Origin of the sequence: Gemmobacter caeruleus (genome assembly GCF_008271655.1) — a bacterium.
Taxonomy (GTDB): domain Bacteria; phylum Pseudomonadota; class Alphaproteobacteria; order Rhodobacterales; family Rhodobacteraceae; genus Gemmobacter; species Gemmobacter caeruleus.
In genome coordinates, this window is sequence record NZ_VKKX01000022.1 from 436,944 (window position 1) to 459,106 (window position 22,163).

Below are 22,163 nucleotides of genomic sequence, written 5' to 3' on the forward strand. Positions count from 1 at the left end.
AGAGAAAAGGGAAAGCCCATGAAGAAAGAACGCCGCTGGCTGAAATCCGTGATCGCCGCGTCGGAAACCGCGCAACCCGCGATGCCCTGGGCGCGTGGCCAACGCCGCCGCCCCGCCGCGCTGAAACCGGCCGAGGCGAAGACCCCTGCCGCAAGCGCCGCCCGCGCCGCGCGCTGATCTCTCCGCTCCATGACCAAGGGCCGCCCTGCGCCGGGGCGGCCCTTTTCTTTTGCGCCCAGCTTGATTCGGCCGCGCAGCGCCGGGATTGCCCAACCGTCGGAAACAGTCCCGCCCCGCCCGCGGCACTGTCGAACCGACGGAACATAAAGAGGAATTTCTTTGACACAGCGCCGCGCTTTTGCCATCTTTGCCTTACAGTCGACCCAACTGCGGGTGGGCTGTATCGGGCGATGGCGCGGTAAGACCATCGGCACCCCTCGCCCGAGGCCGGAGTGTTCCGCCGGTCAGGTTCGTGTGTGATGCTCCAGTACGGGCGGCCCTGCCGGGACCCTCTGCCAGGCTAAAGGGGCCGCCTGTTCTGAATCCCCCCAGACCCCATAATCCCCTCAGCCCCAATACAAAAGCCGCCCCTCGGGCGGCTTTGATCGTTTCGCGCGGGGCCGTGGGGCTATGCGGCGGTCAGGCCGAACGGGTCAGCCGTTCCTCCAGCACGTCGAAGGGCAGCCCCGGCTCATCCTTGGCGCAGCGGATCACCAGGCTGGTCTTCACGCTGGCCACATTCTCGGCCTTCAGCAATTCGCCGGTCAGAAAGCCCTGAAAGCTCGACAAATCGGGCGCCACACATTTCAGGATGAAGTCGATCTCACCATTGAGCATGTGGCATTCGCGCACCAAGGGCCAGTTGCGGCAGCGCGTCTCAAAGGCCGACAGATCGCTTTCCGCCTGGCTGTGCAGCCGCACCATGGCAAAGACTGCCACTTCAAATCCCAGCTCGCGCGCGTCGATATCGGCGTGATAGCCGCGGATATAGCCCGCCTCCTCCAGCGTGCGCACCCGGCGCAGACAGGGCGGCGCCGAAATGCCGACGCGCTTTGCCAATTCCACATTGGTCATCCGCCCATCGGCCTGCAACTCGGCCAGGATGTGACGGTCGATCGGGTCCAGCCGCGAACCGGCCATGAGATACTTCCTTGTTGTGCGCACCGCAGTCAGGTCGGGCGGTGTCTTTGCGCGGACATTAGGATTTTACGCCGCCCTGCGCAATATTATTTCGCATCTTGCCCGTTTCGACACCGCTTCCACCCCGCAGCAAAGGGGTTTGCCCTTGGCCCCGCGCCTGCCTATATGAAGCCCGCAACAGATGCAGACAGCAGGGCGACGAGGGCAATATGGGCGAGACGCGGCACAGCAAGGTTCTGATCATCGGCTCCGGCCCGGCGGGCTATACCGCCGCCGTCTATTCCGCCCGCGCGATGCTGGAACCCGTTCTGGTGCAGGGCCTGCAACCGGGCGGGCAGTTGACCATCACCACCGAGGTGGAAAACTGGCCCGGCGACACGCATGTCCAGGGCCCCGACCTGATGGTGCGGATGGAGGAACATGCCCGCGCCATGGGCGCCAGCATCGTCAGCGACTATATCTCGGCGCTCGATCTCGGGCAGCGGCCCTTTGTCGCAACCGCCGATAGCGGCACCACCTATACCGCCGATGCGGTGATCCTCGCCACCGGCGCCCAGGCCAAATGGCTGGGCCTGCCCTCCGAGGAAAAGTTCAAGGGCTTTGGCGTCTCGGCCTGCGCCACCTGCGACGGGTTCTTCTATCGCGGCAAGGAGGTGGTGGTGATCGGCGGCGGCAATACCGCGGTGGAAGAGGCCCTGTTCCTCACGAATTTCGCGACCAAGGTCACGCTGATCCACCGCCGCGACAGCCTGCGCGCCGAAAAGATCATGCAGGACCGGCTGTTCAAGAACCCCAAGGTCGAACTGCTGTGGAACCACGAAGTGACCGAGGTTCTGGGCACCGAGTCGCCGCTGGGCGTCACCGCCGTCCGCGCCCGCAACGTCGAAACCGGCGCGACGACCGATGTGCCCTGCGCCGGCTTCTTCGTGGCGATCGGGCATGCCCCGGCCTCGGAACTGGTGAAGGACCAGCTTGAGCTGCACAATGGCGGCTATGTGAAGGTCGAACCCGGTTCGACCCGCACCTCGATCCCCGGTGTCTTCGCGGCGGGCGATCTGACCGATCACATCTACCGCCAGGCCATCACCAGCGCCGGCATGGGCTGCATGGCCGCGCTGGACGCGGAACGCTTCCTCGCCGGGCACTGATCCGGTCAGGCGCAAACATGAAAAAGGGGCGGCCCGTTTTGCCGCCCCTTTCTGCGTTCCGGGCTTTGCTTCTTGCCCAAATACTCAAATTCCTCCCGCGCAGCCGCGCGAAGGCCGGGGTAAAGGCACCGGGGTCAGTGCGCGCCCCGATCAATGCGCGTTGACCGGCGCCAGATCGTTCTGCCGCGCCAGCGCAAAGGCCATGTCGCGGTCACGCACCAGCGCCAGACGGGCGCCATCGGGGCGATGCAGGGCATAAAGCCGGTCCAGCCCGGCCGCCTGGGCGCGGATCTCCTCGGGCAGTTCAGTCACCGCCACCGGCCGCACATAGACGATGCGATCCTCGGCTTCGGCCAGAAAATTCACTTTCGTATCCATGATCCGCTCCCTTCACTTGGCTTCGATCCGCTTCACCGGCGGCACCGGCGCGTCGCTGCGCCCCGACCGGATCGGGATGGTCTGCACCACCGCCTCGGGCACCACGCGGCGCAGGTCGATATGCAGCAGCCCGTGTTCCATATGGGCGCCCGCCACCTCCACCCCGTCGGCCAGCACGAAACTGCGCTGAAAGGCGCGGCTTGCGATGCCGCGATGCAGCCAGACCCGTTCGGCGCTGTCATCGGCCTGACGGCCCCGGATCACCAGCTGGCGATCCTCTACCGTGATGGCCAGTTCTTCCTCGCGGAAGCCCGCGACGGCCAGGGTGATGCGATAGGCGTTCTCGCTCACCGCCTCGATGTTGAAGGGGGGATAGCCGTCGCCCGACTTGGCGGTGCGTTCGACCAGACGTTCCAGCTGCTCGAAGCCGAGCAGATAGGGATGCGCCCCGAAACTGATCTTCGTCATGGATGTGTCCTTGGAAAAGCGACAACTTGCGCGCGGCCCCGTCGGGCGCCGGCTTGCGTTCAATATGGGAAGGTCGCGCCCGCCGCGCAAGCCCCGCGGGCTACGACGGATCGCGCGGAATTGCGGCAGATTTCTTCCCAATGCACGGAAAAATCGGTATATTTATACCAGTTGCGCGACTCGAACCCAGCCGCGCGTCAGGAACATGCCCCGGGATCATGCCATGAATGCGTCGATGGAACTCAACCTCGAAGAGATGCTGCGCATCCGGCTTGAGGTTCTGCGCCGCGAACATCGCGACCTTGACGAGGCGATTTCCGCGCTGGAGGAGACGGGCCGCCCCGATCAGCTGACCCTGCGCCGGCTGAAGAAGCAGAAGCTCGCGCTCAAGGACCAGATCGTGAAGATCGAGGATCAGCTGATCCCCGACATCATCGCCTGACCCCTTCCCTGCTTGCCCCCCGCCCCGCCCCGCGCTAAAGCGCCAGCAAACAAAGGGGGACGCCATGGCCGTTGACGTCGGAATCATCATGGGCAGCCAGTCCGACTGGCCAACGATGCGCGAGGCGGCGACGATCCTCGACGAGCTGGGCATCCCCTATGAGGCCCGCATCGTCAGCGCGCATCGCACGCCCGACCGGCTTTGGACCTATGGCAAGGAGGCCGCGGGGCGCGGGCTGAAGGTCATCATCGCCGGGGCCGGCGGCGCGGCCCATCTGCCGGGCATGATGGCGTCGAAGACCCGCGTGCCGGTGATCGGCGTGCCGGTGCAGACCAAGGCCCTGTCGGGCGTGGACAGCCTCTATTCCATCGTGCAGATGCCCAAGGGCTATCCGGTGGCCACGATGGCGATCGGGGCGGCGGGGGCGGCGAATGCCGGGCTGATGGCGGCGGGAATCCTCGCGATTTCCGACCCGGCGCTGGCGGCACGGCTGGATGCCTGGCGCGCGGCGCTGTCGGCCTCGATCCCGGAGGAGCCGAAGGATGAATGAGATGCTTGCCCCCGGATCGGTGATCGGCATTCTGGGCGGTGGCCAGCTGGGGCGCATGCTCTCGGTCGCGGCGGCGCGGCTGGGCTATCGGACCCATGTCTATGAACCGGCCGAAAACCCGCCCGCCGCGCATGTGGCCGACCGGGTGACGACCGCCGGTTATGGCGATGCGGCGGCGCTGATCGCCTTTGCCGATTCGGTCGATGTGATCACCTATGAATTCGAGAATATCCCGACCGAGGCGCTTGACCTGCTGGAGGCGCGGCGCCCGATCCGCCCCAATCGCCGGGCGCTGGCGGTGTCGCAGGACCGCATTCTGGAAAAGGATTTCCTCAGCGGGCTGGGCCTGACCACCGCGCCCTATGCGGCGGTGAACGGGATCGAGGATCTGACCGTGGCGCTGGCGCGGATCGGCGCGCCCGCCATCCTCAAGACCACGCGGCTGGGCTATGACGGCAAGGGCCAGGCCCGGATCCGCACGCCGGACGATGCCGAGGCCGCGCTGGCCGCCATGCAGGGCGCCCCGGCGGTGCTGGAGGGCTTTGTAGAGTTCAGCCACGAGGTATCGGTGATCGCCGCGCGCGGGCTGGACGGGTCGGTCGCCTGCTATGATCCCGGCGAGAATGTGCATCGCGACGGCATCCTGCATACCACCACCCTGCCCGCGCGGCTGAGCAAGGGCCAGCGTGGCGATGCGGTTCTGCTGGCGGCGCGCATCCTCAATGCGCTGGATTATGTCGGCGTGATGGGGGTGGAACTGTTCGTGACCCCCGCCGGGCTGATCGTGAACGAGATCGCGCCGCGGGTGCATAATTCGGGCCACTGGACGCAGAATGGCTGTGCGGTGGACCAGTTCGAACAGCATATCCGCGCCGTGGCCGGCTGGCCTCTGGGCGATGGCAGCCGCCATTCCGATGTGGTGATGGAGAACCTGATCGGTGACGATGTGTTGCGCGTGCCCGAGATCGCCCGCGAACGCAATGCAGCGCTGCATCTCTATGGCAAGGCCGAAGCCCGGCCGGGCCGCAAGATGGGCCATGTGAACCGCGTGGTGACCTGAAGACAGGGGCCGCCCTCGGGGGCATCGAGCCCCCTCGGCCGGCATTGCCATGGGAGGCGGGGCCGGTCCGCCTTTGCCCGGCGCCATGCGGGCGATGGCGTGGGTTTTTTGAGTATTTGGGCAAGAAGCAAGAGCCGGTCGCGGGTCAACTTTCGGGCGTGTCGGTGTCGGCGCCGCCCTCGGCGAGCTTGCGCCGCGCCTCCATCGCGAGGCGTTCATAGCGGCTGCGGAAGGCCTCTTGCTGGCGTTCCTCCAGTTCTTCAAGGTCAAGCAGCGCGTTATGCGCGCCCTGGGTGGCGCGGATCAGTTCGTCGAGTTTCAGTTGCAGCGCCGCGGTGTCGCGGTTCTGGGTGTTCTGGATCAGGAAGACCATGAGGAAGGTGACGATGGTGGTGCCGGTGTTGATCACCAGTTGCCATGTATCGGAAAAGCCGAAGATCGGGCCGGTGACGATCCAGAGCAGGATGATGCCGAGGGCCAGCAGGAAGGTCATGGGCTTGCCCGTCCAGCGGGAGACGCGCTTGGCGATGGAGCTGTAGCCGGCGGGCATCGGGTTCCCCTGTGATGGTCGTCGCATCATGCAGAAAGCGGCGGGCGCGGCAAGGGTTCAGCGCGGGCTGCGGCTGGCGAGGGCGACCCCGGCAAGGACCAGTGTCGCGGCGGCGAGGGCGGCCGGGGCGGGCCGTTCGGCCAGAAGCAGCGCGCCGGCGATCAGCGCGATCACCGGCACCGCAAGTTGCGCCACCGCGGCACGGGCGGCGCCCAGTTGCGGCAGCAGCGCATACCAGAGCGCATAGCCCAGGCCCGAGGTCACCGCCCCCGAGGTCAGCGCCAGCAGCCAGCCCGTCGGACTGGGCGAGGGCGCCCCGGTCCAGAGGAGCGGCAGCGCAACCAGCGGCAGGGTCCAGAGAAAATTGCTGGCCGTGGCGGCCAGCGGGTCAGCCGCGCTTTTGCCGGCCAGCGAATAGAGGCCCCAGCCCAGGGCCGCCACCAGCATGAGCGCGGCCGGCAGCGCCCCCGGCACCGCGCCCGCCGCCGGCAGCATCAGCCAGACAAGGCCGGCAAAGGCCAGCGCCGCCCCGGCGATGCGGCGCGGGGGCAGGTCTTCGCCCATGAGGGCGGCGCCGGCGAACATGGTGATCTGCACGCCGCCAAACAGGATCAGCGCCCCCGCCCCTGCCGCAAGATCAAGATAGGCCAGCGAAAAGCCCAGCATATAGGCCGCAAGCGCCAGCACCGCGCCCGGGCGCGGCGGCGGCAGGGGCCGCCCTTGCAGGCGCAGCAGCAGAACCAGCATCGCCGCGCCCGAGGCCACGCGCAGGGCGGCAAAGACCAGCGGCGTGGCCGCGCCCTCGGTCAGCGCGGCGCGGGTCAGGATCGAATTGGCCGCGAAGGCGCAGAGGGTCAGCAGGGTGAGGGCCAGGAGACGCATCCCGCGACGCTAGGGGAGCGGCACGCCGCCCTCAAGCCCTGCCTTGGTCGCAGCGGCGTGCGCATGAAAAAAGGGCGCCCGAAGGCGCCCTTTTCCCTGACTGAAGCGGTTGGATCAGAAATCCATGCCGCCCATGCCGCCGCCGCCCGGCATCGCCGGCGCGGCCTTGTCGGCCGGTTTGTCGGCGATCATCGCCTCGGTGGTGATCAGCAGCGAGGCGACCGAAGCCGCGTCTTCCAGCGCGGTGCGGGTCACCTTGGCCGGGTCGATCACGCCGAAGGTGAACATGTCGCCATATTCCTCGGTCTGGGCGTTGAAGCCAAAGTTCTTGTCCGAGGATTCGCGCACCTTGCCGGCCACGACAGCGCCATCGACGCCAGCGTTTTCAGCGATCTGGCGCAGCGGCGCTTCCAGGGCGCGCTTGACGATGACGATGCCGGCGCTCTGGTCGCCATTGGCGCCGGTCAGGCCTTCCAGCACCTTGCCGGCCTGAACCAGGGCCACGCCGCCGCCGACAACGATGCCTTCCTGAACGGCGGCACGGGTCGCGTTCAGCGCGTCATCGACGCGGTCCTTGCGCTCTTTCACTTCGACTTCGGTCGCACCGCCGACGCGGATCACCGCAACACCGCCGGCCAGTTTGGCCACGCGCTCTTGCAGCTTTTCACGGTCGTAATCCGAGGTGGTTTCCTCGATCTGGGTGCGGATCTGGGCCACGCGGGCCTCGATCTCGGCCTTGTCGCCCGAGCCATCAACGATGGTGGTGTTGTCCTTGTTGATGGTGACCTTCTTGGCCTTGCCCAGCATGTCGATGGTGACATTCTCGAGCTTCATGCCCAGGTCGTCGGAGATGACCTGGCCGCCGGTCAGGATGGCGATGTCTTGCAGCATGGCCTTGCGGCGATCACCGAAGCCCGGCGCCTTGACGGCGGCGATCTTCAGGCCGCCCCGCAGCTTGTTGACCACGAGGGTCGCCAGCGCTTCGCCTTCCACGTCTTCGGCCACGATGATCAGCGGGCGCTGCGACTGGATCACGGCTTCCAGCAGCGGGACCATCGGTTGCAGCGACGACAGTTTCTTTTCGTGCAGCAGGATCAGGGCGTCTTCCAGTTCGGCGACCATCTTGTCGGCATTGGTCACGAAATAGGGCGACAGGTAGCCGCGGTCGAACTGCATGCCTTCGACGACCTCGACCGAGGTTTCCAGGCCCTTGTTCTCTTCGACGGTGATGACACCCTCATTGCCGACCTTCTGCATCGCATCGGCGATGAAGCGGCCGATCTGGGCCTCGCCATTGGCGGAGATGGTGCCGACCTGGGCGACTTCGTCGCTGTCCTTCACCGGACGGGCGGCGCCCTTGATCGTCTCAACGACCTTGGCGGTGGCGAGGTCGATGCCGCGCTTGAGGTCCATCGGGTTCATGCCCGCGGCCACGGCCTTCAGGCCTTCCTTGATGATGGCTTGCGCCAGCACGGTGGCGGTGGTGGTGCCGTCGCCGGCCTCGTCATTGGTGCGCGAGGCGACTTCTTTCACCATCTGCGCGCCCATGTTCTCGAACTTGTCCTGAAGCTCGATTTCCTTGGCGACCGACACACCGTCCTTGGTGATGCGCGGGGCGCCGAAGGATTTTTCGATCACCACGTTGCGGCCTTTCGGGCCCAGGGTAACCTTCACGGCATCGGCGAGGATGTTCACGCCGCGCAGCATGCGGTCGCGGGCATCGGTATCGAACTTGACGTCTTTAGCAGCCATTTGCTTGCTCCAGTGTCTTGAAATTGCGGGTGGGGTGCGGCGATGGACCGCGCGCGCCCCGTGGGGGTGACGGTGCGCGCAGGGCACGCCCCGTCAGAAAGCCGTCTCAGGCGATGACGCCGAGAATGTCGCTTTCCTTCATGATCAGCAGTTCCTGACCGTCGAGCGTGACTTCGGTGCCCGACCATTTGCCGAACAGCACGCGGTCACCGGCCTTGACGGTCGGCGCGATCAGCTCGCCCGAATCCTTGCGCGCGCCCTCGCCCACCGAGACCACTTCGCCCTCGGCCGGCTTTTCCTTGGCGGTGTCGGGGATGATCAGGCCGCCCTTGGTCTTTTCGTCGCTCTGGACGCGCTTGACCAGCACACGATCATGCAGCGGTTTGAAAGCCATCTGGTAACACTCCCTCGGTTTCCAGTTTGAATGGGGATTAGCACTCACCCAGGATGAGTGCCAACGCGCCGCAGAGTTATGGAGGGGGCGGCACCCTGTCAACCGGCGGGCCCAAAATTTTCGCGAAAATTTTGGTGGCGCCCGGCTTTCGCGGCCTGCGCCCTTGTGACAGGCTGGCGCCATGTCGATCCTGTCGCTTCTCCGCCCCGTCCTGACCGCCACACTTGCGCTTGTGCTGATGACCGGCACCGCCTCCGCGCGCTGCGCCGGCACGAATCTGCTCGATCATCTCGACCCTGCCGATTCCCTGGCGCTGGAGGCGGCGACCGCGGCACAGCCCTTTGCGCGCGGCAATCTGTGGCAGGCGACCCGGGGCGGCGCCAGTGTCACGCTTCTGGGCACCTATCACATGGCCGATCCGCGTCATGAGGCGGTGATCGACCGGATGCGCCCGCTGATCGCGGGGGCCACGGCGCTCTTGGTCGAGGCCGGGCCGGAGGAGGAGCGCGCGCTCAAGCGCGACATCGCCGAGACGCCCGCGCTTTTGTTCCTGACCGAGGGCGACAGCCTGATGCAGCAGATGCCCGCTGCCGAATGGCAGCGCGTCGCGGCGGCGCTGGCCGCGCGCAAGATCCCGCCCTTCATGGGGGCCAAGATGCGGCCCTGGTATCTGGCGACCATGTTGGCCATCGCGCCTTGCGACATGGCCGAGGTCTCGGCCGGGCGCGGCCTGGATCATCGGGTGATGGATCTGGCGACAGAGGCCGGCCGCCCGATCCGCGCGCTGGAGCCGCATACGACCCTGTTTCGCATCTTTGACCGGCTGACCCCGGAACAGCAGCTGGAAATGCTGCGTTCGTCGCTGGTGATGGAGGATCGGGTGGCGGATTTCGCGATCACCCTTTCTGCCGCCTATTTCGCCGAGGACAGCCGCCGGATGTGGGAATATCTGCGCCTGATCTCGGGGCGGATGCCCGATTATACGCCGGCCCGCGCCGATGCCGAATTCGCGCTGATGGAAGAGGCGCTGATGACCGAGCGCAACCGCGCCTGGATTCCGGTGATCGAAGACGCGGCCGCCGGCGGGCCAGTGGTCGCGGCCTTTGGCGCGCTGCATCTGGCGGGCCAGGGCGGGGTGCTGAACCTGCTGGCCGAACGCGGCTGGCAGGTCACCCGCCTGCCGCTGGCGCCCTGACGGGTCACAGCGCGGCGGCCAGCCGCGTGCCCTGGTCGATCGCGCGTTTCGCGTCCAGCTCTGCCGCGACATCGGCGCCACCGATGATATGGACGGGCAGACCCATCGCGCGCAGGCCGGGCTCCAGCCCGCGTTCCGGTTCCTGGCCGGCGCAGATCACCACCGTATCGACAGGCAGCACCTGCGGCGCGCCGTTCACCGTGACGGCCAGCCCCTCGGGCGTGACCGCGTCATAGCTGACGCCGCCCAGCATCCTGACGCCCTTCATCTGAAGCGTGGCGCGGTGGATCCAGCCGGTCGTCTTGCCCAGCTTGCGGCCCGGCTTTTCCGGCTTGCGCTGCAAGAGCCAGACCTGCCGCGCCGGCGGTTCGGGCTGCGGCCCCTCCGGCGCCAGCCCGCCTGCCACCTGGGCCGGATCGCCGACGCCCCATTCGCGGCGCCACAGGGCGGGGTCCAGCGTGGGGCTGGTGCCGTGATGGGTCAGGAATTCGGCCACGTCAAAGCCGATACCCCCTGCCCCCACCACCGCCACGCGCGGCCCGACCGGGGCGCCGCGCAGCACCTCGCGATAGGACAGCACATTGGCCGCCCCCTCACCCGTGATCCCGGCGGGACGGGGGGTGATGCCGGTGGCGAGGATCACCGCATCAAAGCCCGCCAGCATCTCGGGCGAGGCTTCGGTATTCAGCCGCAGATCGACGGTCGAGGCCGCGATGCTGGCCTCGAACCACTCGATCAGGCCGCGAAACTCCTCCTTGCCCGGAATGCTGGCGGCCAGATGCAACTGCCCGCCCACGCGGTCCGCACGGTCGAACAGCGTCACCGCATGGCCGCGCCCGGCGGCGGTCAGCGCTGCCGACAGGCCCGCCGGACCGGCCCCCACCACGGCGATGCGGCGGGGCGTGTCGGTAGGGGCGATCACCAGTTCCGTTTCATGGCAGGCGCGCGGGTTCACGAGGCAAGAGGTCAGCTTGCCGCTGAACGTATGGTCCAGACAGGCCTGATTGCAGGCGATGCAGGGCGCGATTTCCGCGGCCCGCCCCGCCGCCGCCTTGGCCACGAAATCGGGATCAGCCAGGAAGGGCCGCGCCATCGACACCATATCGGCCTGCCCGCCGGCAATCAGCCCCTCGGCCACCGCCGGCGTGTTGATGCGGTTCGAGGTGATCACCGGGATGCCGACCTCGGGGCGCAGTCGCGCGGTCAGATGGGCAAAGGCCGCGCGGGGCACCGAGGTGGCGATGGTGGGCACCCGCGCCTCGTGCCAGCCGATGCCGGTATTCAGCACCGAGGCCCCGGCGCCCTCGATCGCGCGGGCCAGCGTCACCACCTCGTCCCAGGTGGAGCCGTCGGGGATCAGGTCGATCAGCGAGATGCGATAGATCAGGATCGCCTCGCCAATGGCCGCGCGCACGCGGCGCACCACCTCCACCGGCAGGCGCATGCGGTTTTCGTAACTCCCGCCCCAGCGGTCGCTGCGGCGGTTCACATGGCGGACAAGGAACTGGTTGAGGAAATAGCCCTCGGACCCCATGACCTCCACCCCGTCATAGCCGGCCTCGATGGCACGGGCGGCGGCGGTCACGATGTCGGCGATCTGCTTCTCGATCCCTTCCTCGTCCAGTTCGCGGGGCGGAAAGGGCGAGATCGGCGATTTGACCGCCGAGGCCGAGACGCAATCGGGGCCATAGGCATAGCGCCCGGCATGCAGGATCTGCATGGCGATCCGGCCCCCGGCATCATGCACCCGGTCGGTGACGATGCGGTGATTTGCGATGTCTTGCGCGGTGAACAGGCCGGCGGCACCGGGAAACACCCCGCCCTCGCGGTTGGGCGCCATGCCGCCGGTGACCATCAGCCCGACCCCGCCACGCGCCCGTGCCGCGTAGAATTCGGCGACGCGGTTCCAGTCGCCGGTTTCCTCCAGCCCGGTATGCATCGACCCCATCAGCACGCGGTTCCGCAGCGTGACCGCGCCCAGCGTGATCGGCTGCAAGAGATGCGGATAGGTAGTCATGGCGCGGGCCTCCCCCCTTTTGGCTGGGGGCCAAACTGGCAAAGCCGCGCCGCGCTGTCACCGCCTACGCTGCGTCACGAAACCGCGCGGCGATCCCAGCCCAGCACATGATCCAGCGAGAACCGGCCCGGGCCGCGCGCGATCAGCGCAAGGAAACAGGCGGCCCAGAGGCCATGCGTCACCCAGGCCTCGGGATAGACGAAGATCTCGATCACCGCCGTCATGCCCAACAGCGCCAGCGCCGAAAACCGCGTCGCCAGCCCCAGCACCAGCAGCACCGGCAGCGCATGTTCCGCGATGGTGGCCATTACGGCGGCCCAGTCGGAGGGGATCAGCGGCAGCGCGTATTCCTCCTTGAACAGGAACCACGTGCTGTCCTTGATCATGAAGCCATCGACCTTCGTGCGGCCCGACATGAAGAACACCGCCGCCGGAAAAAGACGCAGCGCGAGGGCGGGCAGATCCCAAGGCAGGCGGTCGAACAGGGCGTTGAGACGGGCGATCATGCGGTTTCTCCGAAGGCAAGGCCGGTCAGGGCGCCTGCCCGGGCCAGCGACAGCAGAATGGCGCCGGGGTCATGGCCCGGCTCGGCGGTGGCGGCGGCCTCGGCCGCGCGGATCAGCACGAGACCCGATTGCAGCGCGGCGACAAAGGTCGCATCGCCCGGGCCAAGCGCCCGCACCGGCACATCGTCGCGCCGGTCGCGCAGGATCAGCGCGGTTTCGGGGCGGTTCACCTCCAGCGGCGCGGGGGTGGCGCCGGGCTGGTTCATCGCCCAGGCCGATACGGCAGCAAAGCGCGAGGGCACGATCCGCAGCGAAGGGTGCAGCGCCAGCCGCGCCCGTCCGGCATCGGCGGCGGCCTGCGACAGCGCCTCGGGCGGCAGGGGTTCGGCATCGGCGGCGTGATAAGCCTCGCCGCGGGCGAATTCGATCCGCGCCACATCGGCGACCCAGGGCAGCCCCGCCAGCGGCGGAAAGCCGGTCAGGAAATCGGCAAAGCCGCCGCCCCAGGCAAAGAGCATGGGGTTTTGCGGCCCCTGTTCGGCCAGGAAAAGCGGCGCGAGGGCTGCAAAGAATTCGGCGCCCAGGATCCGCTCCACCGCCGGAAAGCGGGCGGCCAGCGCCCGGCTCAGCGAATGGGCGACATTGTTGCGATAGACCGCGAAACGCTGCGCGGCCTCGTCCGGCGCGCGGGCGGTCACGCCCGGCGGCAGGGTGCCGGTGAACAGCCCGTCCTGAAAGAATTGCAGGAAATCAGCGTGCCGCATGGGCCACCCGCCGGGTCAGCACGGCGCGGGCGCGGTCGGCCTCGGCCATCAGCACCGGGAAATCCGGCACGTCATTATCCCATTCGATCAGCGTCGGCAGCGGCCCCGCCGCCGCGATCACCTCGGCATAAAGCGCCCAGACCGGATCGGCGACCGGTGTGCCATGCGCGTCGATCAGCAAGGGGCCAGAGGGCAGCTCCTCCTCGGCATGACCGCCCAGATGGATCTCGCCCACCCGATCCAGTGGGAAATCCCGCAGATAGGCGCGCGGGTCCATGCGGTGATTGGTGCAGCTGACAAAGACATTGTTCACATCGAGCAACAGCCCGCATCCGGTGCGGCGGCTGATCTCGGTCATGAAATCAATCTCGGGGATCGTGGATTGTTCGAACAGCACATAGGTCGAGGGGTTTTCCAGCAGCATCCGCCGGCCAAGTGCTGCCTGCACCTCGTCGATGTGATCGCAGACCAGCGCCAGAGTCTCCTCGGTATAGGGCAGCGGCAAGAGGTCATTGAGGTAGATGCCATGGCTCGACCAGGCCAGATGTTCGGAAAAGCTTTCGGGCTGGTACAGATCGACTAGCCGCTTCAGCCGGGCCAGATGATCGCGGTCGATGCGGCTGCCGCCGATCGACAGGCCCACCCCATGCAGCGAAATCGCATAATCGGCGCGCAGGGCCTCCAGCGTGCGATGCGCGGGGCCGCCCTCGCCCATGTAATTCTCGGCATGGACCTCGAAAAACCCGAGATCGGGCCGGGTCTCGCGAATGGCGGCGAAATGTTCGGGCTTGAAGCCGATACCGGGGGTGGCGGGCAGGGTCATGGTCGGGTTCCTCCGTTTGGGCGGGGCGCACCGCCTGGGGAGAGGCGCGCCCCGATTGGGCCGGGTTTCCCCGGCCCGGCCGATCACATCGCGATCGGCTCAAGCGAGCCCTTGCCGTTCGGCGTTTCCATGGTCACGCAGGTGCCGGCGGGAACGTATTTCCACGCATTGCCCTGGAAATCCTTGGTCGCGGTGCCGGCGCAGGTGGTGCCGGGGCCGGCGGCGCAGTCGTTCTGGCCGGCCATCGCCACGCCATAGCACTTTTCCATCTCGCCCTCGGCCGAGGCCATCGAGGCGGCCAGCGTCAGCGCGGTGGCGAGCGAGGCGGTCAGGGTCAGGGTTTTGGTCATTGCGGTCATGGTGTCCTCCGAATTGGAACGCAAGGTGTGCGACTGCCGCACCCTTGCAAAACCATTCGCGGCCCGACGGGGCGGCGTTACAGCCTCACGCTTTCGTGTTCGAAAAACAGATCATGGGCGATTTTTTTGCGGATCGCGTGTAACGATCTGCCCGATCGCAACGAAGATATCTACAGACATGAGTGTGACGGACGAAACGCTGGCGGGCCTGCTACGGGCGGCGAATGCGGGGGACGGGCGGGCCTATGCCCGGTTCCTGACCGCCGTCACCCCGGCATTGCGCAGCGTGGTCCGGGCCCGCGGGCGCGGCCTGGGTGCCGAGGCGCAAGAGGATGTGGTGCAGGAAGTGCTGCTTGCCATCCACCTCAAGCGCCATACCTGGCAATCCGACAGCCCGGTGAAGCCCTGGCTCTATGCCGTGGCACGTTACAAGGTCGTCGATGCCTTCCGCCGGCTGGGTTCGGGTCGGGTGCATCTGCCGATCGAGGATTTCGCCGAAGCGCTGGAAGGCGCCCCGGCGCCAGAGCCGCTGGCCGCGCACGATGCCGCGCGGCTTTTGGGCCAGATCGACGCGCGTTCGGCCGAGATCGTGCGCGCCGTGCATCTGGAGGGCGAGGAAACCGCGCAGGTCGGTGCCCGGCTTGCGATGACCGAAGGGGCGGTGCGGGTGGCCCTGCACCGCGCGATGAAAAGGCTCGCGGCCTTGGGCCGGGGGAATGAAGGATGAAAACCGAGGATCTGATCACCCGACTGGCCGCCGAGGCCCCTGCCACCGCCCCGATCTCGGGCGGCCGTGTCGTCATGGCGGGGCTGCTGGCGGGGCTTCCCGCGCTGGCCTTGCTGCTGGGGCTTCTGGGGGTGCGGCCGGATTTCATGGCGGCGATGGCGGTGCCGGTCACCACCTTGAAGATGGTTCTGCCGGCGGCGATCGCGCTACTGGCCGGTGGCGCCGCGCTGCGGCTGATGCGCCCCGAGGGGCGGGTGGGCCTGGCGGGGCCGGCGCTGGCCGGGCTGGCGCTGGTTGCGCTGGCACTGGTCGTCTGGCGGCTGGTGGCGCTGTCGGCGCCGCAGATCCCGGTGGCGCTGATGGGGCGCACCGCGCCGCAATGCCTGTTTCTGCTGCTCGGGCTGGCGACGGGGCCGTTTCTGGCGGTGTTCTGGGGCCTGCGCGCCGGGGCCAGCACACGCCCCGCGCTGACCGGCGGGCTGGCCGGGCTGGCGGCGGGCGGGGCCGCGGCCACCCTTTATGCGCTGCATTGCCCCGAGGACGATCCGCTGTTCTTCGTGTTCTGGTATGGCGGCGCCATCCTGCTGTCGGGTCTGGCCGGCATGGTGGCCGGGGCGCGCGGGCTGCGCTGGTAACCCCTAGCCCGCCCCGGCGATGGACAGCGCCTTCAGCACGGCCCAGACCGGCAGGCCGGGGCGCAGCGCCATGGCGGCGCAGGATCGCGCGGTGATCCGCGCCAGCAGCGGCGCGCCGGCGCAATCCAACCGCACCGTCACCCCCGGCCCCTGCCCGTCGGGCACCAGCGCCGTCACCGTCACCGGCAGGATGTTCAGCGCCGACAGCCCCTCGGGCCGGGTCAGCGCCAGCGTGATATCCGCCGCCCGCACCCGCAGCCGCATCGCCACGCCCGGCACCAGCGCCTGCGGCAGCCAGAGCGGCCCGGCGGCGGTGTCGATCCGGGTCAGCCCGTCGGGGTCACGCCCGGCGACCCGGCCCGCCAGCAACGCCCCCGCCTCGCGCCCACCCAGCGTTTCGGCCAGCGCCGGATCGGCCAGCAGATCGGCCACCGGCCCCGCCGCGCGCAGCCGCCCGCCCTCGATCATCACCAGCGTCGTGGCCAGCCGCACCACCTCGTCCAGCGCATGACTGACCAGCAGCATGGGCAGGCCGGTCTCGTAGCGCAGCCGCTCCAGACAGGTCATGATCTCGGCCCGGCGCGGGGCATCCAGCGCGGTCATCGGCTCGTCCAGCAGCAACAGGCGCGGCGCGGCCAGAATGGCGCGGCCAAGCGCCACGCGCTGCGCCTCACCGCCCGACAGCGTGGCGGTGCGGCGGCCCAGGATCGGGCCGATGCCGAGAATTTCGATCAGCCGCGCCTCCGGCAGGCTGGGCCGGTCGGCCGCGAAACGCTGACCATAGCGCAGATTGGCCGCCACGCTCAGATGCGGAAACAGCCGTGGTTCCTGAAACACGCAGGCGATGCGGCGGCGATGCGGGGGCAGGTTCAACCCGGTCGCGCTGTCGAACAGCGGCCGGTCGCTGTGGATCCGCCCGGCATCGGGCGTGGCCAGCCCCGCCACCGCGCGCAGGATGCTGGTCTTGCCCGCGCCCGAAGGGCCGAACAGCGCGGTCACCCCGCCCGGGGCGGCAAAGGCCAGATCGAGGTCGGGCCGGGACGAGCGGATCGCCACCTCCAGCATCATCGCCTCCCCACCCGCCGCGCGATGCGCCGCGCCAGCAGCTCTGACAGGCCAAGCGCCGTCATCGCGATGGCGATCGACACCAGCACCAGGCGCAGCGCCGCCCCCTCGCCCTCGGGCACCTGAAGAAAGGTATAGATCGCCAGCGGCAGGGTCTGGGTCTGGCCCGGAATATTGGCGACAAAGGTGATCGTCGCGCCAAATTCGCCAAAGGCCTTGGCGAAGGCCAGCACGGCGCCCGCCAGCAGCCCGGGCAGGATCAGGGGCAGCGTCACCGTGGCAAAGACCGCAAGGCGGCTGGCGCCCAGGGTGGCGGCGGCCTCCTCCAGCCGGGGGTCCACGGCCTCCAGGCTCAGCCGGATCGCGCGCACCATCAGCGGAAAGGCCATGACGGCGGCGGCCAGCACCGCCCCGGTCCAGCGAAAGGCCAGCGTCACGCCCAGCACCTCGTGCAGCCAGCCGCCGATCACGCCGCGCCGCCCGAAGGCCAGCAACAGCAGATAGCCCGTCACCACCGCCGGCAGGATCAGCGGCAGATGCACCAGCCCGTTCAACAGCCCATGCCCCGGAAAGCGCCGCCGCGCCAGCAGCCAGGCGACGGCAAGGCCGAAGGGCAGGCTCAGCCCCGTCGCCCAAAGCGAGACCCGCAGCGAAAGCGCCAGCGCCGTCAGCGCCTCGGGGGGAAGCCAGCCTGCCATTCAGGGCGCCGAAAAGCCCTGCGCGGCAAAGATCGCCTGCGCGGACGGGGCGGCCAGCGCCGCCAGAAAGGCGCGATCCGCCGCATCGGCCGCGCCCGTCAGCAGCGCGGCGGGATAGGTGATCGGCGGATGGCTGTCGGCCGGAAAGGTGGCCAGCACCTTGACCCCGGCTTCGGCAATCGCGTCACTGGCATAGACGATGCCCAGCGGCGCCTCGCCCCGCGCGACCAGCCGCAGCGCGCCGCGCACATCCTCTGACTGCACGACCTGCGGCGCGACGGCGGACCAGAGGCCCAGGCTTTCCAGCGCCGCCTTGCCATATTGCCCGGCCGGCACGGCATCCACCGTCGCCATCGACAGCCTGCCCCCCGCCAGCAGCCCCGCCAGATCGGCACCCGGCGCCAGATCGACCGGCGCGGCCCCGGGCGCGCCGACCAGAACCAGACGATTGCCCAAGAGATCGCGCCGCATGCCCGCCGCCACATCGCCGCCCGCCTGAACCCTGTCCATCCAGGCGGTCGAGGCCGAGACAAAGATATCGGCCGGCGCCCCTTGCAGGATCTGTGTGGCCAGCTTGTTCGACCCGCCATAGGAGATCGTCACCCTGTCGCCGGTCGCCGCCTGCCAATCCTGCGCGATCTGGTCGAGCGCGGTTTTCAACGAGGCCGCGGCAAAGACCACCACCTCATCGGCCCGCGCGCCCGCAGGCGCCGCCACGAGCGCGGCGATCACGATCAGTTCGCGCCACATGTCATCCTCCGGGCGTTATGTTCAGGCAAACATATCACCGCGCGCGCCGCCCGTGGCAAGCGTTATTTCCCACCGGACATATTGCCTGACATCAGCGCCGCCAGCACTGCCAGCGGCGCGGCGCCGGCCTCGGCCAGCCGCGCCTCCAGCAGACGGAACTGGCGCGCGGCCTCGGCCCCGGTCTCGGTCAGGCGCGCGCCGCCACCGCCCGGCCCGCCGCGCAGGCTTTCGACCAGCGGTGTGGCGAACATGGCGTTCATCTCCTCCACCAGACCCCAGGCGCGCTTGTAGCTCATGCCCATGGCGCGGCCCGCCGCCGAAATCGACCCCTCTTGCCCGATCCTTTCCAGCAATTCGACCTTGCCGGGGCCGAATTTCCGGTCCCCTGCCCAAAGCCGCAGAAAGATGCGCAGATCATCCGCCATGATGCCCCCGGTTTTGCCTGCCATCCTGCCCTGCGCCGCAGGAAAGGCCAAGACGGGCGATTGTGCTTGCGCGCGGCGCGCGATGCCCTATCTTCGCGCGCACCTCGGGGTGCCCTTTGGGCTGAGACGCGCGACGCGGACCCGTTGAACCTGATCCGGTTAAAACCGGCGGAGGGAAGGTGTCAGGGCTGCGCCCGCTCCATCTCCGCCCGAATGTGAAATGGAGCCTGACGATGAAAACGCTTTGTTTTGCTGCGGGTTGTCTGGCCATCGCCACCCCGGCGCTGGCGGAAACCCCGGTATTGGACGTGCTGACCTATGACAGCTTCGTCTCGGAATGGGGGCCCGGCCCCGCGATCGAAAAGGCGTTCGAGGCCGAATGCGGCTGCGATCTGCGCTTTACCCCCGCCGGCGACGGCGCGGCGCTGCTGGCGCGGCTGCAACTGGAAGGCGCCAGGACCGAGGCCGATGTGGTGCTGGGTCTGGATACCAACCTGACCGCCGCCGCGCGCAAGACCGGCCTGTTCGCGCCGCATGGCCAGACGCCCGACCTGTCGCTGCCGGTGCCCTTCACGGATGCGGATTTCCTGCCCTATGACTGGGGCTGGTTCGCCTTTGTCCATGGCAAGAGCCTGACCGCGCCCGGCGATTTCAAGGCGCTGGCGGCGTCGGATCTGAAGATCGTCATTCAGGACCCGCGCTCCTCCACCCCCGGGCTGGGGCTGCTGATGTGGGTCAAGGCCGCCTATGGCGATCAGGCGGCGCAGATCTGGGCCGATCTGGCCGACAATATCGTGACCGTGACGCCGGGCTGGTCCGAGGCCTATGGCATGTTTCTGGAGGGCGAGGCCGACATGGTGCTGAGCTACACCACCTCGCCCGCCTATCACCTGATCGCCGAACAGGATGACAGCAAGGCGGCCGCGGTCTTTGCCGAGGGCAATTACCTTCAGGTCGAGGTGATGGGTAAGCTGGCCGCCAGCGACCAGCCGGAACTGGCGGACCGTTTCCTCGCCTTCATGCTGTCGGATGCGGCGCAATCGGTGCTGCCGGTGACCAACTGGATGTATCCCGCCCATGTCCCGGCCGAGGGGCTGCCCAAGGGGTTCGAGACGCTGGCGCAGCCGGCGAAATCGCTGCTCCTCTCTGCGGATGAGGCCGAGGCGCTGCGCGGCCCGGCGCTGGACGAATGGCGCGCCGCGCTGGCACGCTGACCGCGCTGGCGCTGGCGTTTGTCACGCTGGCGCCGGTGGCGGTGGTCATGGTGCAGGCCGGCGGGCGCGGCTTGACCGCGCCCGACTGGGCGGCGCTGCGCTTTACCCTGCTGCAAGCGGTGCTGTCGGCGCTGGCCTCGGTCGGCTGTGCGGTGCCGCTGGCACGGGCACTGGCGCGGCGGCGCTTTGCCGGACGCGGGGCGCTGATCACCGCGCTTGGCGCGCCGTTCCTGCTGCCGGTGATCGTGGCGGTGCTGGGGTTGCTCGCGGTGTTTGGCCGCGCGGGGGTGGTGAATGCCACGCTGCGAGGGCTGGGTCTGCCCGAGGTGTCGATCTTCGGGCTGGGCGGCGTGGTGCTGGCGCATGTCTTTCTGAACATGCCGCTGGCGACGCGGATGCTCTTGCAGGGCTGGCAGGCGATCCCGGCGGAGCGGTTACGCCTGGCCGAAAGCCTGGGCTTCACCCCGCGCGAGGTCTGGCGCCATCTGGAACGCCCGATGCTGCGCGCGGTGCTGCCCGGGGCGCTGCTGGCGGTGTTCGCGATCTGCCTGACCAGCTTCGCGGTGGTGCTGATCCTGGGGGGCGGGCCGGCGGCGACTACGGTCGAACTGGCGATCTGGCAAGCGATCCGCTTTGAATTCGACCTGCCGCGCGCGGCCACGCTGGCGGTGATGCAGGTGCTGGCCTGTGGCGGGGCGGTCGGGCTGGCGGGGCTTGTCGCGCGCGCGCCCGGCTTTGGCGCCGGGCTGGACCGGCTGCACCCCCTGCCCGCCCCGCCGGGCTGGCGCCGGGGGCTGGACGCGGCGGTGCTGGCGCTGGCCACGCTGTTTCTGGCGGCGCCGCTGCTGGCGGTGCTGCAACGCGGCCTGCCCGGGTTGCTGAGCCTGCCGGCAAGCATCTGGCCTGCCGCTGCGGCCTCGGCGCTGGTGGCCTGCCTCGCGGCACCGCTGGCCGTGGGCGGGGCTTTGGCGCTGGCCCTTGGCCGGGCGCAGGGCGTCCGCTGGCTGGAACCCGTGGCGATGCTGCCGATGGCCGGATCGCAACTGGTGCTGGGGACGGGGCTGTTCCTGATCGCCTTTCCCTTTGTCACGCCTGCGCGGCTGTCGCTGCCGGTCACCGTGCTGGTGACGGCGGTGATGTCGCTGCCCTTTGCCTATCGCATTCTGGCCCCCGCCGCGCAGGCGCTGGTGGCCGATTACGGGCGGCTGGCCGCCGCGCTGGACCTGCGCGGCGGGGCGGCGCTGCGGCTTCTGGTGCTGCCACGGCTGCGCAGGCCGCTGGGCTTTGCGCTTGGGCTTTGCGCGGCGCTGGCGGCGGGCGATCTGGGCGTGGTGGCGCTGTTTGCCACCGAGACGGGGGTCACGCTGCCGCTAGCCATTTCGCGGCTGATGGGGGCCTATCGGATGGATCAGGCGGCGGGGGCCGCGCTGGTGCTGGTGGCGCTGGCCTTCGGGTTGTTCTGGATCGGCGACAGGTGGGGACGTGGCGGGACTGAGGCTTGATCATCTGGCGATCGTGCAGGACGATTTCGCCCTGCGCGCGGATTGGAGCGCCGAGCCGGGCGGGCGCGTCGCGGTCATCGGGCCTTCGGGTGCCGGGAAATCGACGCTGCTGCACACCATCGCGGGCTTTCTGCCGCCCAGCGAAGGGGCGGTGCTGTGGCAAGGCGCGCGCATCGACGCGCTGCCACCCGGCCAGCGGCCGCTGTCGATCCTGTTTCAGGATCAGAACCTGTTTCCGCATCTGACCATCGCGCAGAATCTGGGCCTCGGGCTGGATCCGGCCTTGCGGCGGGTGGACTGGCGGGCGGTCGAGGCGGTGCTGGAGCGGGTGGGTCTGTCGGGTCTGGGCGCGCGGCGCCCGGCGCAGCTGTCTGGCGGGCAGCAAAGCCGGGCCGCGCTGGCCCGCGCGCTGTTGCGGCAGCGGCCCCTCCTGTTGCTGGACGAACCCTTTGCCGCGCTTGGCCCGGCGCTGAAGGCCGAGATGCTGGATCTGGTCGATGCGCTGGCGGGGGATGCGCTGGTTCTCATGGTGACGCATGACCCCGCCGATGCGCGGCGCTTTGCCCGCGACACGGTGCTGGTGGCCGAGGGGGTAGCGGCCCCGCCGGTGCCGACGGCTGCGCTGTTCGCCGATCCGCCGCCGGCGCTCGCGGCCTATCTGGGGGGCGCTGCGTTCTGAGCCTGTGCCCCGTGGCAGGCGCCGGAGGGGTTTTGCACCC

27 protein-coding genes and 1 riboswitch are annotated in these 22,163 nt (G+C 68.8%); of the genes, 11 read left to right on the forward strand and 16 right to left on the reverse strand.

Features of this window, described 5'->3' with window-relative positions; all coding sequences use genetic code 11:
- The first annotated feature begins 18 nt into the window (after nt 1–18).
- Nucleotides 19–177, forward strand: coding sequence for a hypothetical protein (locus FOA17_RS19725; protein WP_162528210.1), 159 nt, complete (start codon nt 19–21; stop codon nt 175–177).
- A gap of 462 nt (nt 178–639) precedes the next feature.
- Here FOA17_RS19725 and FOA17_RS09075 read toward each other — a convergent pair whose 3' ends face one another.
- Nucleotides 640–1,140 carry an Lrp/AsnC family transcriptional regulator gene (locus FOA17_RS09075; RefSeq protein WP_149141149.1) on the reverse strand — a complete coding sequence of 167 codons (501 nt, stop codon included), beginning with the start codon at nt 1,138–1,140 and terminating at the stop codon, nt 640–642.
- A 209-nt stretch (nt 1,141–1,349) separates the two neighbouring features.
- On the opposite strand from FOA17_RS09075, the gene trxB reads away from it, so the two are divergent.
- Nucleotides 1,350–2,288, forward strand: a complete 939-nt coding sequence (gene trxB, locus FOA17_RS09080) for a thioredoxin-disulfide reductase (RefSeq protein WP_149141150.1) — start codon at nt 1,350–1,352, stop codon at nt 2,286–2,288.
- Between the two features lie 150 nt (nt 2,289–2,438).
- On the opposite strand, the gene FOA17_RS09085 is transcribed toward trxB, so the two are convergent.
- Both FOA17_RS09085 and FOA17_RS09090 read right to left on the reverse strand, forming a co-directional pair.
- On the reverse strand, nt 2,439–2,666 hold the full coding sequence (locus FOA17_RS09085) for a DUF1150 family protein (protein ID WP_149141151.1): 228 nt from the start codon (nt 2,664–2,666) through the stop codon (nt 2,439–2,441).
- A gap of 12 nt (nt 2,667–2,678) precedes the next feature.
- Nucleotides 2,679–3,134 (reverse strand): Hsp20 family protein, encoded by a 456-nt coding sequence (locus FOA17_RS09090; RefSeq protein WP_149141152.1) that lies wholly within the window; start codon nt 3,132–3,134, stop codon nt 2,679–2,681.
- A gap of 223 nt (nt 3,135–3,357) precedes the next feature.
- Here FOA17_RS09090 and FOA17_RS09095 point away from each other — a divergent pair, with 223 nt between their 5' ends.
- The 3 genes from FOA17_RS09095 (at nt 3,358) to FOA17_RS09105 (ending at nt 5,186) form a co-directional block, all read left to right on the forward strand.
- A complete protein-coding gene (locus FOA17_RS09095) occupies nt 3,358–3,576 on the forward strand; it encodes a YdcH family protein (protein WP_149141439.1) in 219 nt (72 codons plus the stop codon).
- A 64-nt stretch (nt 3,577–3,640) separates the two neighbouring features.
- Nucleotides 3,641–4,126, forward strand: coding sequence for a 5-(carboxyamino)imidazole ribonucleotide mutase (gene purE, locus FOA17_RS09100; RefSeq protein ID WP_149141153.1), 486 nt, complete (start codon nt 3,641–3,643; stop codon nt 4,124–4,126).
- Complete coding sequence (locus tag FOA17_RS09105) at nt 4,119–5,186, forward strand: 5-(carboxyamino)imidazole ribonucleotide synthase (protein ID WP_149141154.1); 1,068 nt, start codon at nt 4,119–4,121, stop codon at nt 5,184–5,186. The genes purE and FOA17_RS09105 overlap by 8 nt, the downstream gene beginning before the upstream one ends.
- 145 nt (nt 5,187–5,331) lie before the next feature.
- Here FOA17_RS09105 and FOA17_RS09110 read toward each other — a convergent pair whose 3' ends face one another.
- From FOA17_RS09110 to FOA17_RS09125, 4 genes are all read right to left on the reverse strand, one after another.
- Nucleotides 5,332–5,736, reverse strand: coding sequence for a low affinity iron permease family protein (locus FOA17_RS09110; protein WP_149141155.1), 405 nt, complete (start codon nt 5,734–5,736; stop codon nt 5,332–5,334).
- A gap of 57 nt (nt 5,737–5,793) precedes the next feature.
- Nucleotides 5,794–6,618: a DMT family transporter gene (locus FOA17_RS09115; RefSeq protein ID WP_149141156.1), complete on the reverse strand. Its 825-nt coding sequence runs from the start codon at nt 6,616–6,618 to the stop codon at nt 5,794–5,796.
- 114 nt (nt 6,619–6,732) lie between these two features.
- Nucleotides 6,733–8,370, reverse strand: a complete 1,638-nt coding sequence (gene groL / locus FOA17_RS09120; RefSeq protein WP_149141157.1) for a chaperonin GroEL — start codon at nt 8,368–8,370, stop codon at nt 6,733–6,735.
- A 106-nt stretch (nt 8,371–8,476) separates the two neighbouring features.
- Nucleotides 8,477–8,764, reverse strand: a complete 288-nt coding sequence (locus tag FOA17_RS09125) for a co-chaperone GroES (RefSeq protein WP_149141158.1) — start codon at nt 8,762–8,764, stop codon at nt 8,477–8,479.
- Between the two features lie 181 nt (nt 8,765–8,945).
- Here FOA17_RS09125 and FOA17_RS09130 point away from each other — a divergent pair, with 181 nt between their 5' ends.
- Entirely contained in the window at nt 8,946–9,959 is a 1,014-nt protein-coding gene (locus FOA17_RS09130; RefSeq protein ID WP_238991771.1) for a TraB/GumN family protein, read from the forward strand.
- 4 nt (nt 9,960–9,963) lie between these two features.
- Here FOA17_RS09130 and FOA17_RS09135 read toward each other — a convergent pair whose 3' ends face one another.
- The 5 genes from FOA17_RS09135 to FOA17_RS09155 form a co-directional block, all read right to left on the reverse strand.
- A complete protein-coding gene (locus tag FOA17_RS09135) occupies nt 9,964–11,976 on the reverse strand; it encodes an NADPH-dependent 2,4-dienoyl-CoA reductase (RefSeq protein ID WP_149141159.1) in 2,013 nt (670 codons plus the stop codon).
- A gap of 74 nt (nt 11,977–12,050) precedes the next feature.
- Nucleotides 12,051–12,482: a DoxX family protein gene (locus tag FOA17_RS09140; RefSeq protein ID WP_149141160.1), complete on the reverse strand. Its 432-nt coding sequence runs from the start codon at nt 12,480–12,482 to the stop codon at nt 12,051–12,053.
- Entirely contained in the window at nt 12,479–13,246 is a 768-nt protein-coding gene (locus tag FOA17_RS09145) for an HvfC/BufC N-terminal domain-containing protein (protein WP_149141161.1), read from the reverse strand. The genes FOA17_RS09140 and FOA17_RS09145 overlap by 4 nt, the downstream gene beginning before the upstream one ends.
- Complete coding sequence (gene bufB / locus FOA17_RS09150) at nt 13,233–14,069, reverse strand: MNIO family bufferin maturase (RefSeq protein WP_149141162.1); 837 nt, start codon at nt 14,067–14,069, stop codon at nt 13,233–13,235. Before bufB ends, FOA17_RS09145 begins: the two co-directional genes overlap by 14 nt.
- An 83-nt stretch (nt 14,070–14,152) precedes the next feature.
- Complete coding sequence (locus FOA17_RS09155) at nt 14,153–14,428, reverse strand: BufA1 family periplasmic bufferin-type metallophore (RefSeq protein WP_149141163.1); 276 nt, start codon at nt 14,426–14,428, stop codon at nt 14,153–14,155.
- 178 nt (nt 14,429–14,606) lie between these two features.
- Between FOA17_RS09155 and FOA17_RS09160 the strand changes: the two genes are divergently transcribed.
- Together FOA17_RS09160 and FOA17_RS09165 are read left to right on the forward strand one after the other, a co-directional pair.
- Nucleotides 14,607–15,155 (forward strand): sigma-70 family RNA polymerase sigma factor, encoded by a 549-nt coding sequence (locus FOA17_RS09160; RefSeq protein ID WP_149141164.1) that lies wholly within the window; start codon nt 14,607–14,609, stop codon nt 15,153–15,155.
- Nucleotides 15,152–15,790, forward strand: coding sequence for an NrsF family protein (locus tag FOA17_RS09165; RefSeq protein WP_149141165.1), 639 nt, complete (start codon nt 15,152–15,154; stop codon nt 15,788–15,790). Before FOA17_RS09160 ends, FOA17_RS09165 begins: the two co-directional genes overlap by 4 nt.
- A gap of 3 nt (nt 15,791–15,793) precedes the next feature.
- Here the strand turns inward: FOA17_RS09165 and modC are convergent, their stop codons facing one another.
- The 4 genes from modC to FOA17_RS09185 all read right to left on the reverse strand — a co-directional run bounded on the left by modC (nt 15,794) and on the right by FOA17_RS09185 (nt 18,728).
- The gene (modC, locus tag FOA17_RS09170) at nt 15,794–16,858 is read right to left on the reverse strand and encodes a molybdenum ABC transporter ATP-binding protein (protein ID WP_149141166.1); all 1,065 of its coding nucleotides are present in this window, start codon (nt 16,856–16,858) and stop codon (nt 15,794–15,796) included.
- The gene (modB, locus tag FOA17_RS09175; RefSeq protein ID WP_149141167.1) at nt 16,855–17,553 is read right to left on the reverse strand and encodes a molybdate ABC transporter permease subunit; all 699 of its coding nucleotides are present in this window, start codon (nt 17,551–17,553) and stop codon (nt 16,855–16,857) included. Before modB ends, modC begins: the two co-directional genes overlap by 4 nt.
- Nucleotides 17,554–18,303, reverse strand: coding sequence for a molybdate ABC transporter substrate-binding protein (gene modA / locus FOA17_RS09180; protein WP_149141168.1), 750 nt, complete (start codon nt 18,301–18,303; stop codon nt 17,554–17,556).
- A gap of 62 nt (nt 18,304–18,365) precedes the next feature.
- Nucleotides 18,366–18,728: a winged helix-turn-helix domain-containing protein gene (locus FOA17_RS09185; protein ID WP_149141169.1), complete on the reverse strand. Its 363-nt coding sequence runs from the start codon at nt 18,726–18,728 to the stop codon at nt 18,366–18,368.
- 95 nt (nt 18,729–18,823) lie between these two features.
- Nucleotides 18,824–18,922: riboswitch (TPP riboswitch) on the forward strand.
- A 39-nt stretch (nt 18,923–18,961) separates the two neighbouring features.
- On the opposite strand from FOA17_RS09185, the gene thiB reads away from it, so the two are divergent.
- The 3 genes from thiB to FOA17_RS09200 are packed head-to-tail and all read left to right on the forward strand — an operon-like array spanning nt 18,962 to nt 22,123.
- Complete coding sequence (gene thiB / locus FOA17_RS09190; protein ID WP_149141170.1) at nt 18,962–19,942, forward strand: thiamine ABC transporter substrate binding subunit; 981 nt, start codon at nt 18,962–18,964, stop codon at nt 19,940–19,942.
- Entirely contained in the window at nt 19,918–21,444 is a 1,527-nt protein-coding gene (locus FOA17_RS09195; RefSeq protein WP_149141171.1) for an ABC transporter permease family protein, read from the forward strand. Before thiB ends, FOA17_RS09195 begins: the two co-directional genes overlap by 25 nt.
- Nucleotides 21,434–22,123: a thiamine ABC transporter ATP-binding protein gene (locus FOA17_RS09200; RefSeq protein WP_238991786.1), complete on the forward strand. Its 690-nt coding sequence runs from the start codon at nt 21,434–21,436 to the stop codon at nt 22,121–22,123. Before FOA17_RS09195 ends, FOA17_RS09200 begins: the two co-directional genes overlap by 11 nt.
- Nucleotides 22,124–22,163 lie beyond the last annotated feature (40 nt).

Bases quoted from the DNA above. Each gene is read 5' to 3' on its own strand.
- modA (WP_149141168.1), bottom strand. From the start codon at position 18,303: ATGTGGCGCGAACTGATCGTGATCGCCGCGCTCGTGGCGGCGCCTGCG.
- FOA17_RS09145 (WP_149141161.1), bottom strand. From the start codon at position 13,246: ATGCGGCACGCTGATTTCCTGCAATTCTTTCAGGACGGGCTGTTCACC.
- bufB (WP_149141162.1), bottom strand. From the start codon at position 14,069: ATGACCCTGCCCGCCACCCCCGGTATCGGCTTCAAGCCCGAACATTTC.
- FOA17_RS09135 (WP_149141159.1), bottom strand. From the start codon at position 11,976: ATGACTACCTATCCGCATCTCTTGCAGCCGATCACGCTGGGCGCGGTC.
- FOA17_RS09090 (WP_149141152.1), bottom strand. From the start codon at position 3,134: ATGACGAAGATCAGTTTCGGGGCGCATCCCTATCTGCTCGGCTTCGAG.
- FOA17_RS09155 (WP_149141163.1), bottom strand. From the start codon at position 14,428: ATGACCGCAATGACCAAAACCCTGACCCTGACCGCCTCGCTCGCCACC.
- FOA17_RS09105 (WP_149141154.1), top strand. From the start codon at position 4,119: ATGAATGAGATGCTTGCCCCCGGATCGGTGATCGGCATTCTGGGCGGT.
- FOA17_RS09110 (WP_149141155.1), bottom strand. From the start codon at position 5,736: ATGCCCGCCGGCTACAGCTCCATCGCCAAGCGCGTCTCCCGCTGGACG.
- trxB (WP_149141150.1), top strand. From the start codon at position 1,350: ATGGGCGAGACGCGGCACAGCAAGGTTCTGATCATCGGCTCCGGCCCG.
- FOA17_RS09195 (WP_149141171.1), top strand. From the start codon at position 19,918: ATGGCGCGCCGCGCTGGCACGCTGACCGCGCTGGCGCTGGCGTTTGTC.
- FOA17_RS19725 (WP_162528210.1), top strand. From the start codon at position 19: ATGAAGAAAGAACGCCGCTGGCTGAAATCCGTGATCGCCGCGTCGGAA.
- FOA17_RS09125 (WP_149141158.1), bottom strand. From the start codon at position 8,764: ATGGCTTTCAAACCGCTGCATGATCGTGTGCTGGTCAAGCGCGTCCAG.
- FOA17_RS09140 (WP_149141160.1), bottom strand. From the start codon at position 12,482: ATGATCGCCCGTCTCAACGCCCTGTTCGACCGCCTGCCTTGGGATCTG.
- modB (WP_149141167.1), bottom strand. From the start codon at position 17,553: ATGGCAGGCTGGCTTCCCCCCGAGGCGCTGACGGCGCTGGCGCTTTCG.
- groL (WP_149141157.1), bottom strand. From the start codon at position 8,370: ATGGCTGCTAAAGACGTCAAGTTCGATACCGATGCCCGCGACCGCATG.
- FOA17_RS09165 (WP_149141165.1), top strand. From the start codon at position 15,152: ATGAAAACCGAGGATCTGATCACCCGACTGGCCGCCGAGGCCCCTGCC.
- FOA17_RS09085 (WP_149141151.1), bottom strand. From the start codon at position 2,666: ATGGATACGAAAGTGAATTTTCTGGCCGAAGCCGAGGATCGCATCGTC.
- FOA17_RS09075 (WP_149141149.1), bottom strand. From the start codon at position 1,140: ATGGCCGGTTCGCGGCTGGACCCGATCGACCGTCACATCCTGGCCGAG.
- modC (WP_149141166.1), bottom strand. From the start codon at position 16,858: ATGATGCTGGAGGTGGCGATCCGCTCGTCCCGGCCCGACCTCGATCTG.
- FOA17_RS09095 (WP_149141439.1), top strand. From the start codon at position 3,358: ATGAATGCGTCGATGGAACTCAACCTCGAAGAGATGCTGCGCATCCGG.
- FOA17_RS09160 (WP_149141164.1), top strand. From the start codon at position 14,607: ATGAGTGTGACGGACGAAACGCTGGCGGGCCTGCTACGGGCGGCGAAT.
- purE (WP_149141153.1), top strand. From the start codon at position 3,641: ATGGCCGTTGACGTCGGAATCATCATGGGCAGCCAGTCCGACTGGCCA.
- FOA17_RS09115 (WP_149141156.1), bottom strand. From the start codon at position 6,618: ATGCGTCTCCTGGCCCTCACCCTGCTGACCCTCTGCGCCTTCGCGGCC.
- thiB (WP_149141170.1), top strand. From the start codon at position 18,962: ATGAAAACGCTTTGTTTTGCTGCGGGTTGTCTGGCCATCGCCACCCCG.
- FOA17_RS09185 (WP_149141169.1), bottom strand. From the start codon at position 18,728: ATGGCGGATGATCTGCGCATCTTTCTGCGGCTTTGGGCAGGGGACCGG.
- FOA17_RS09130 (WP_238991771.1), top strand. From the start codon at position 8,946: ATGTCGATCCTGTCGCTTCTCCGCCCCGTCCTGACCGCCACACTTGCG.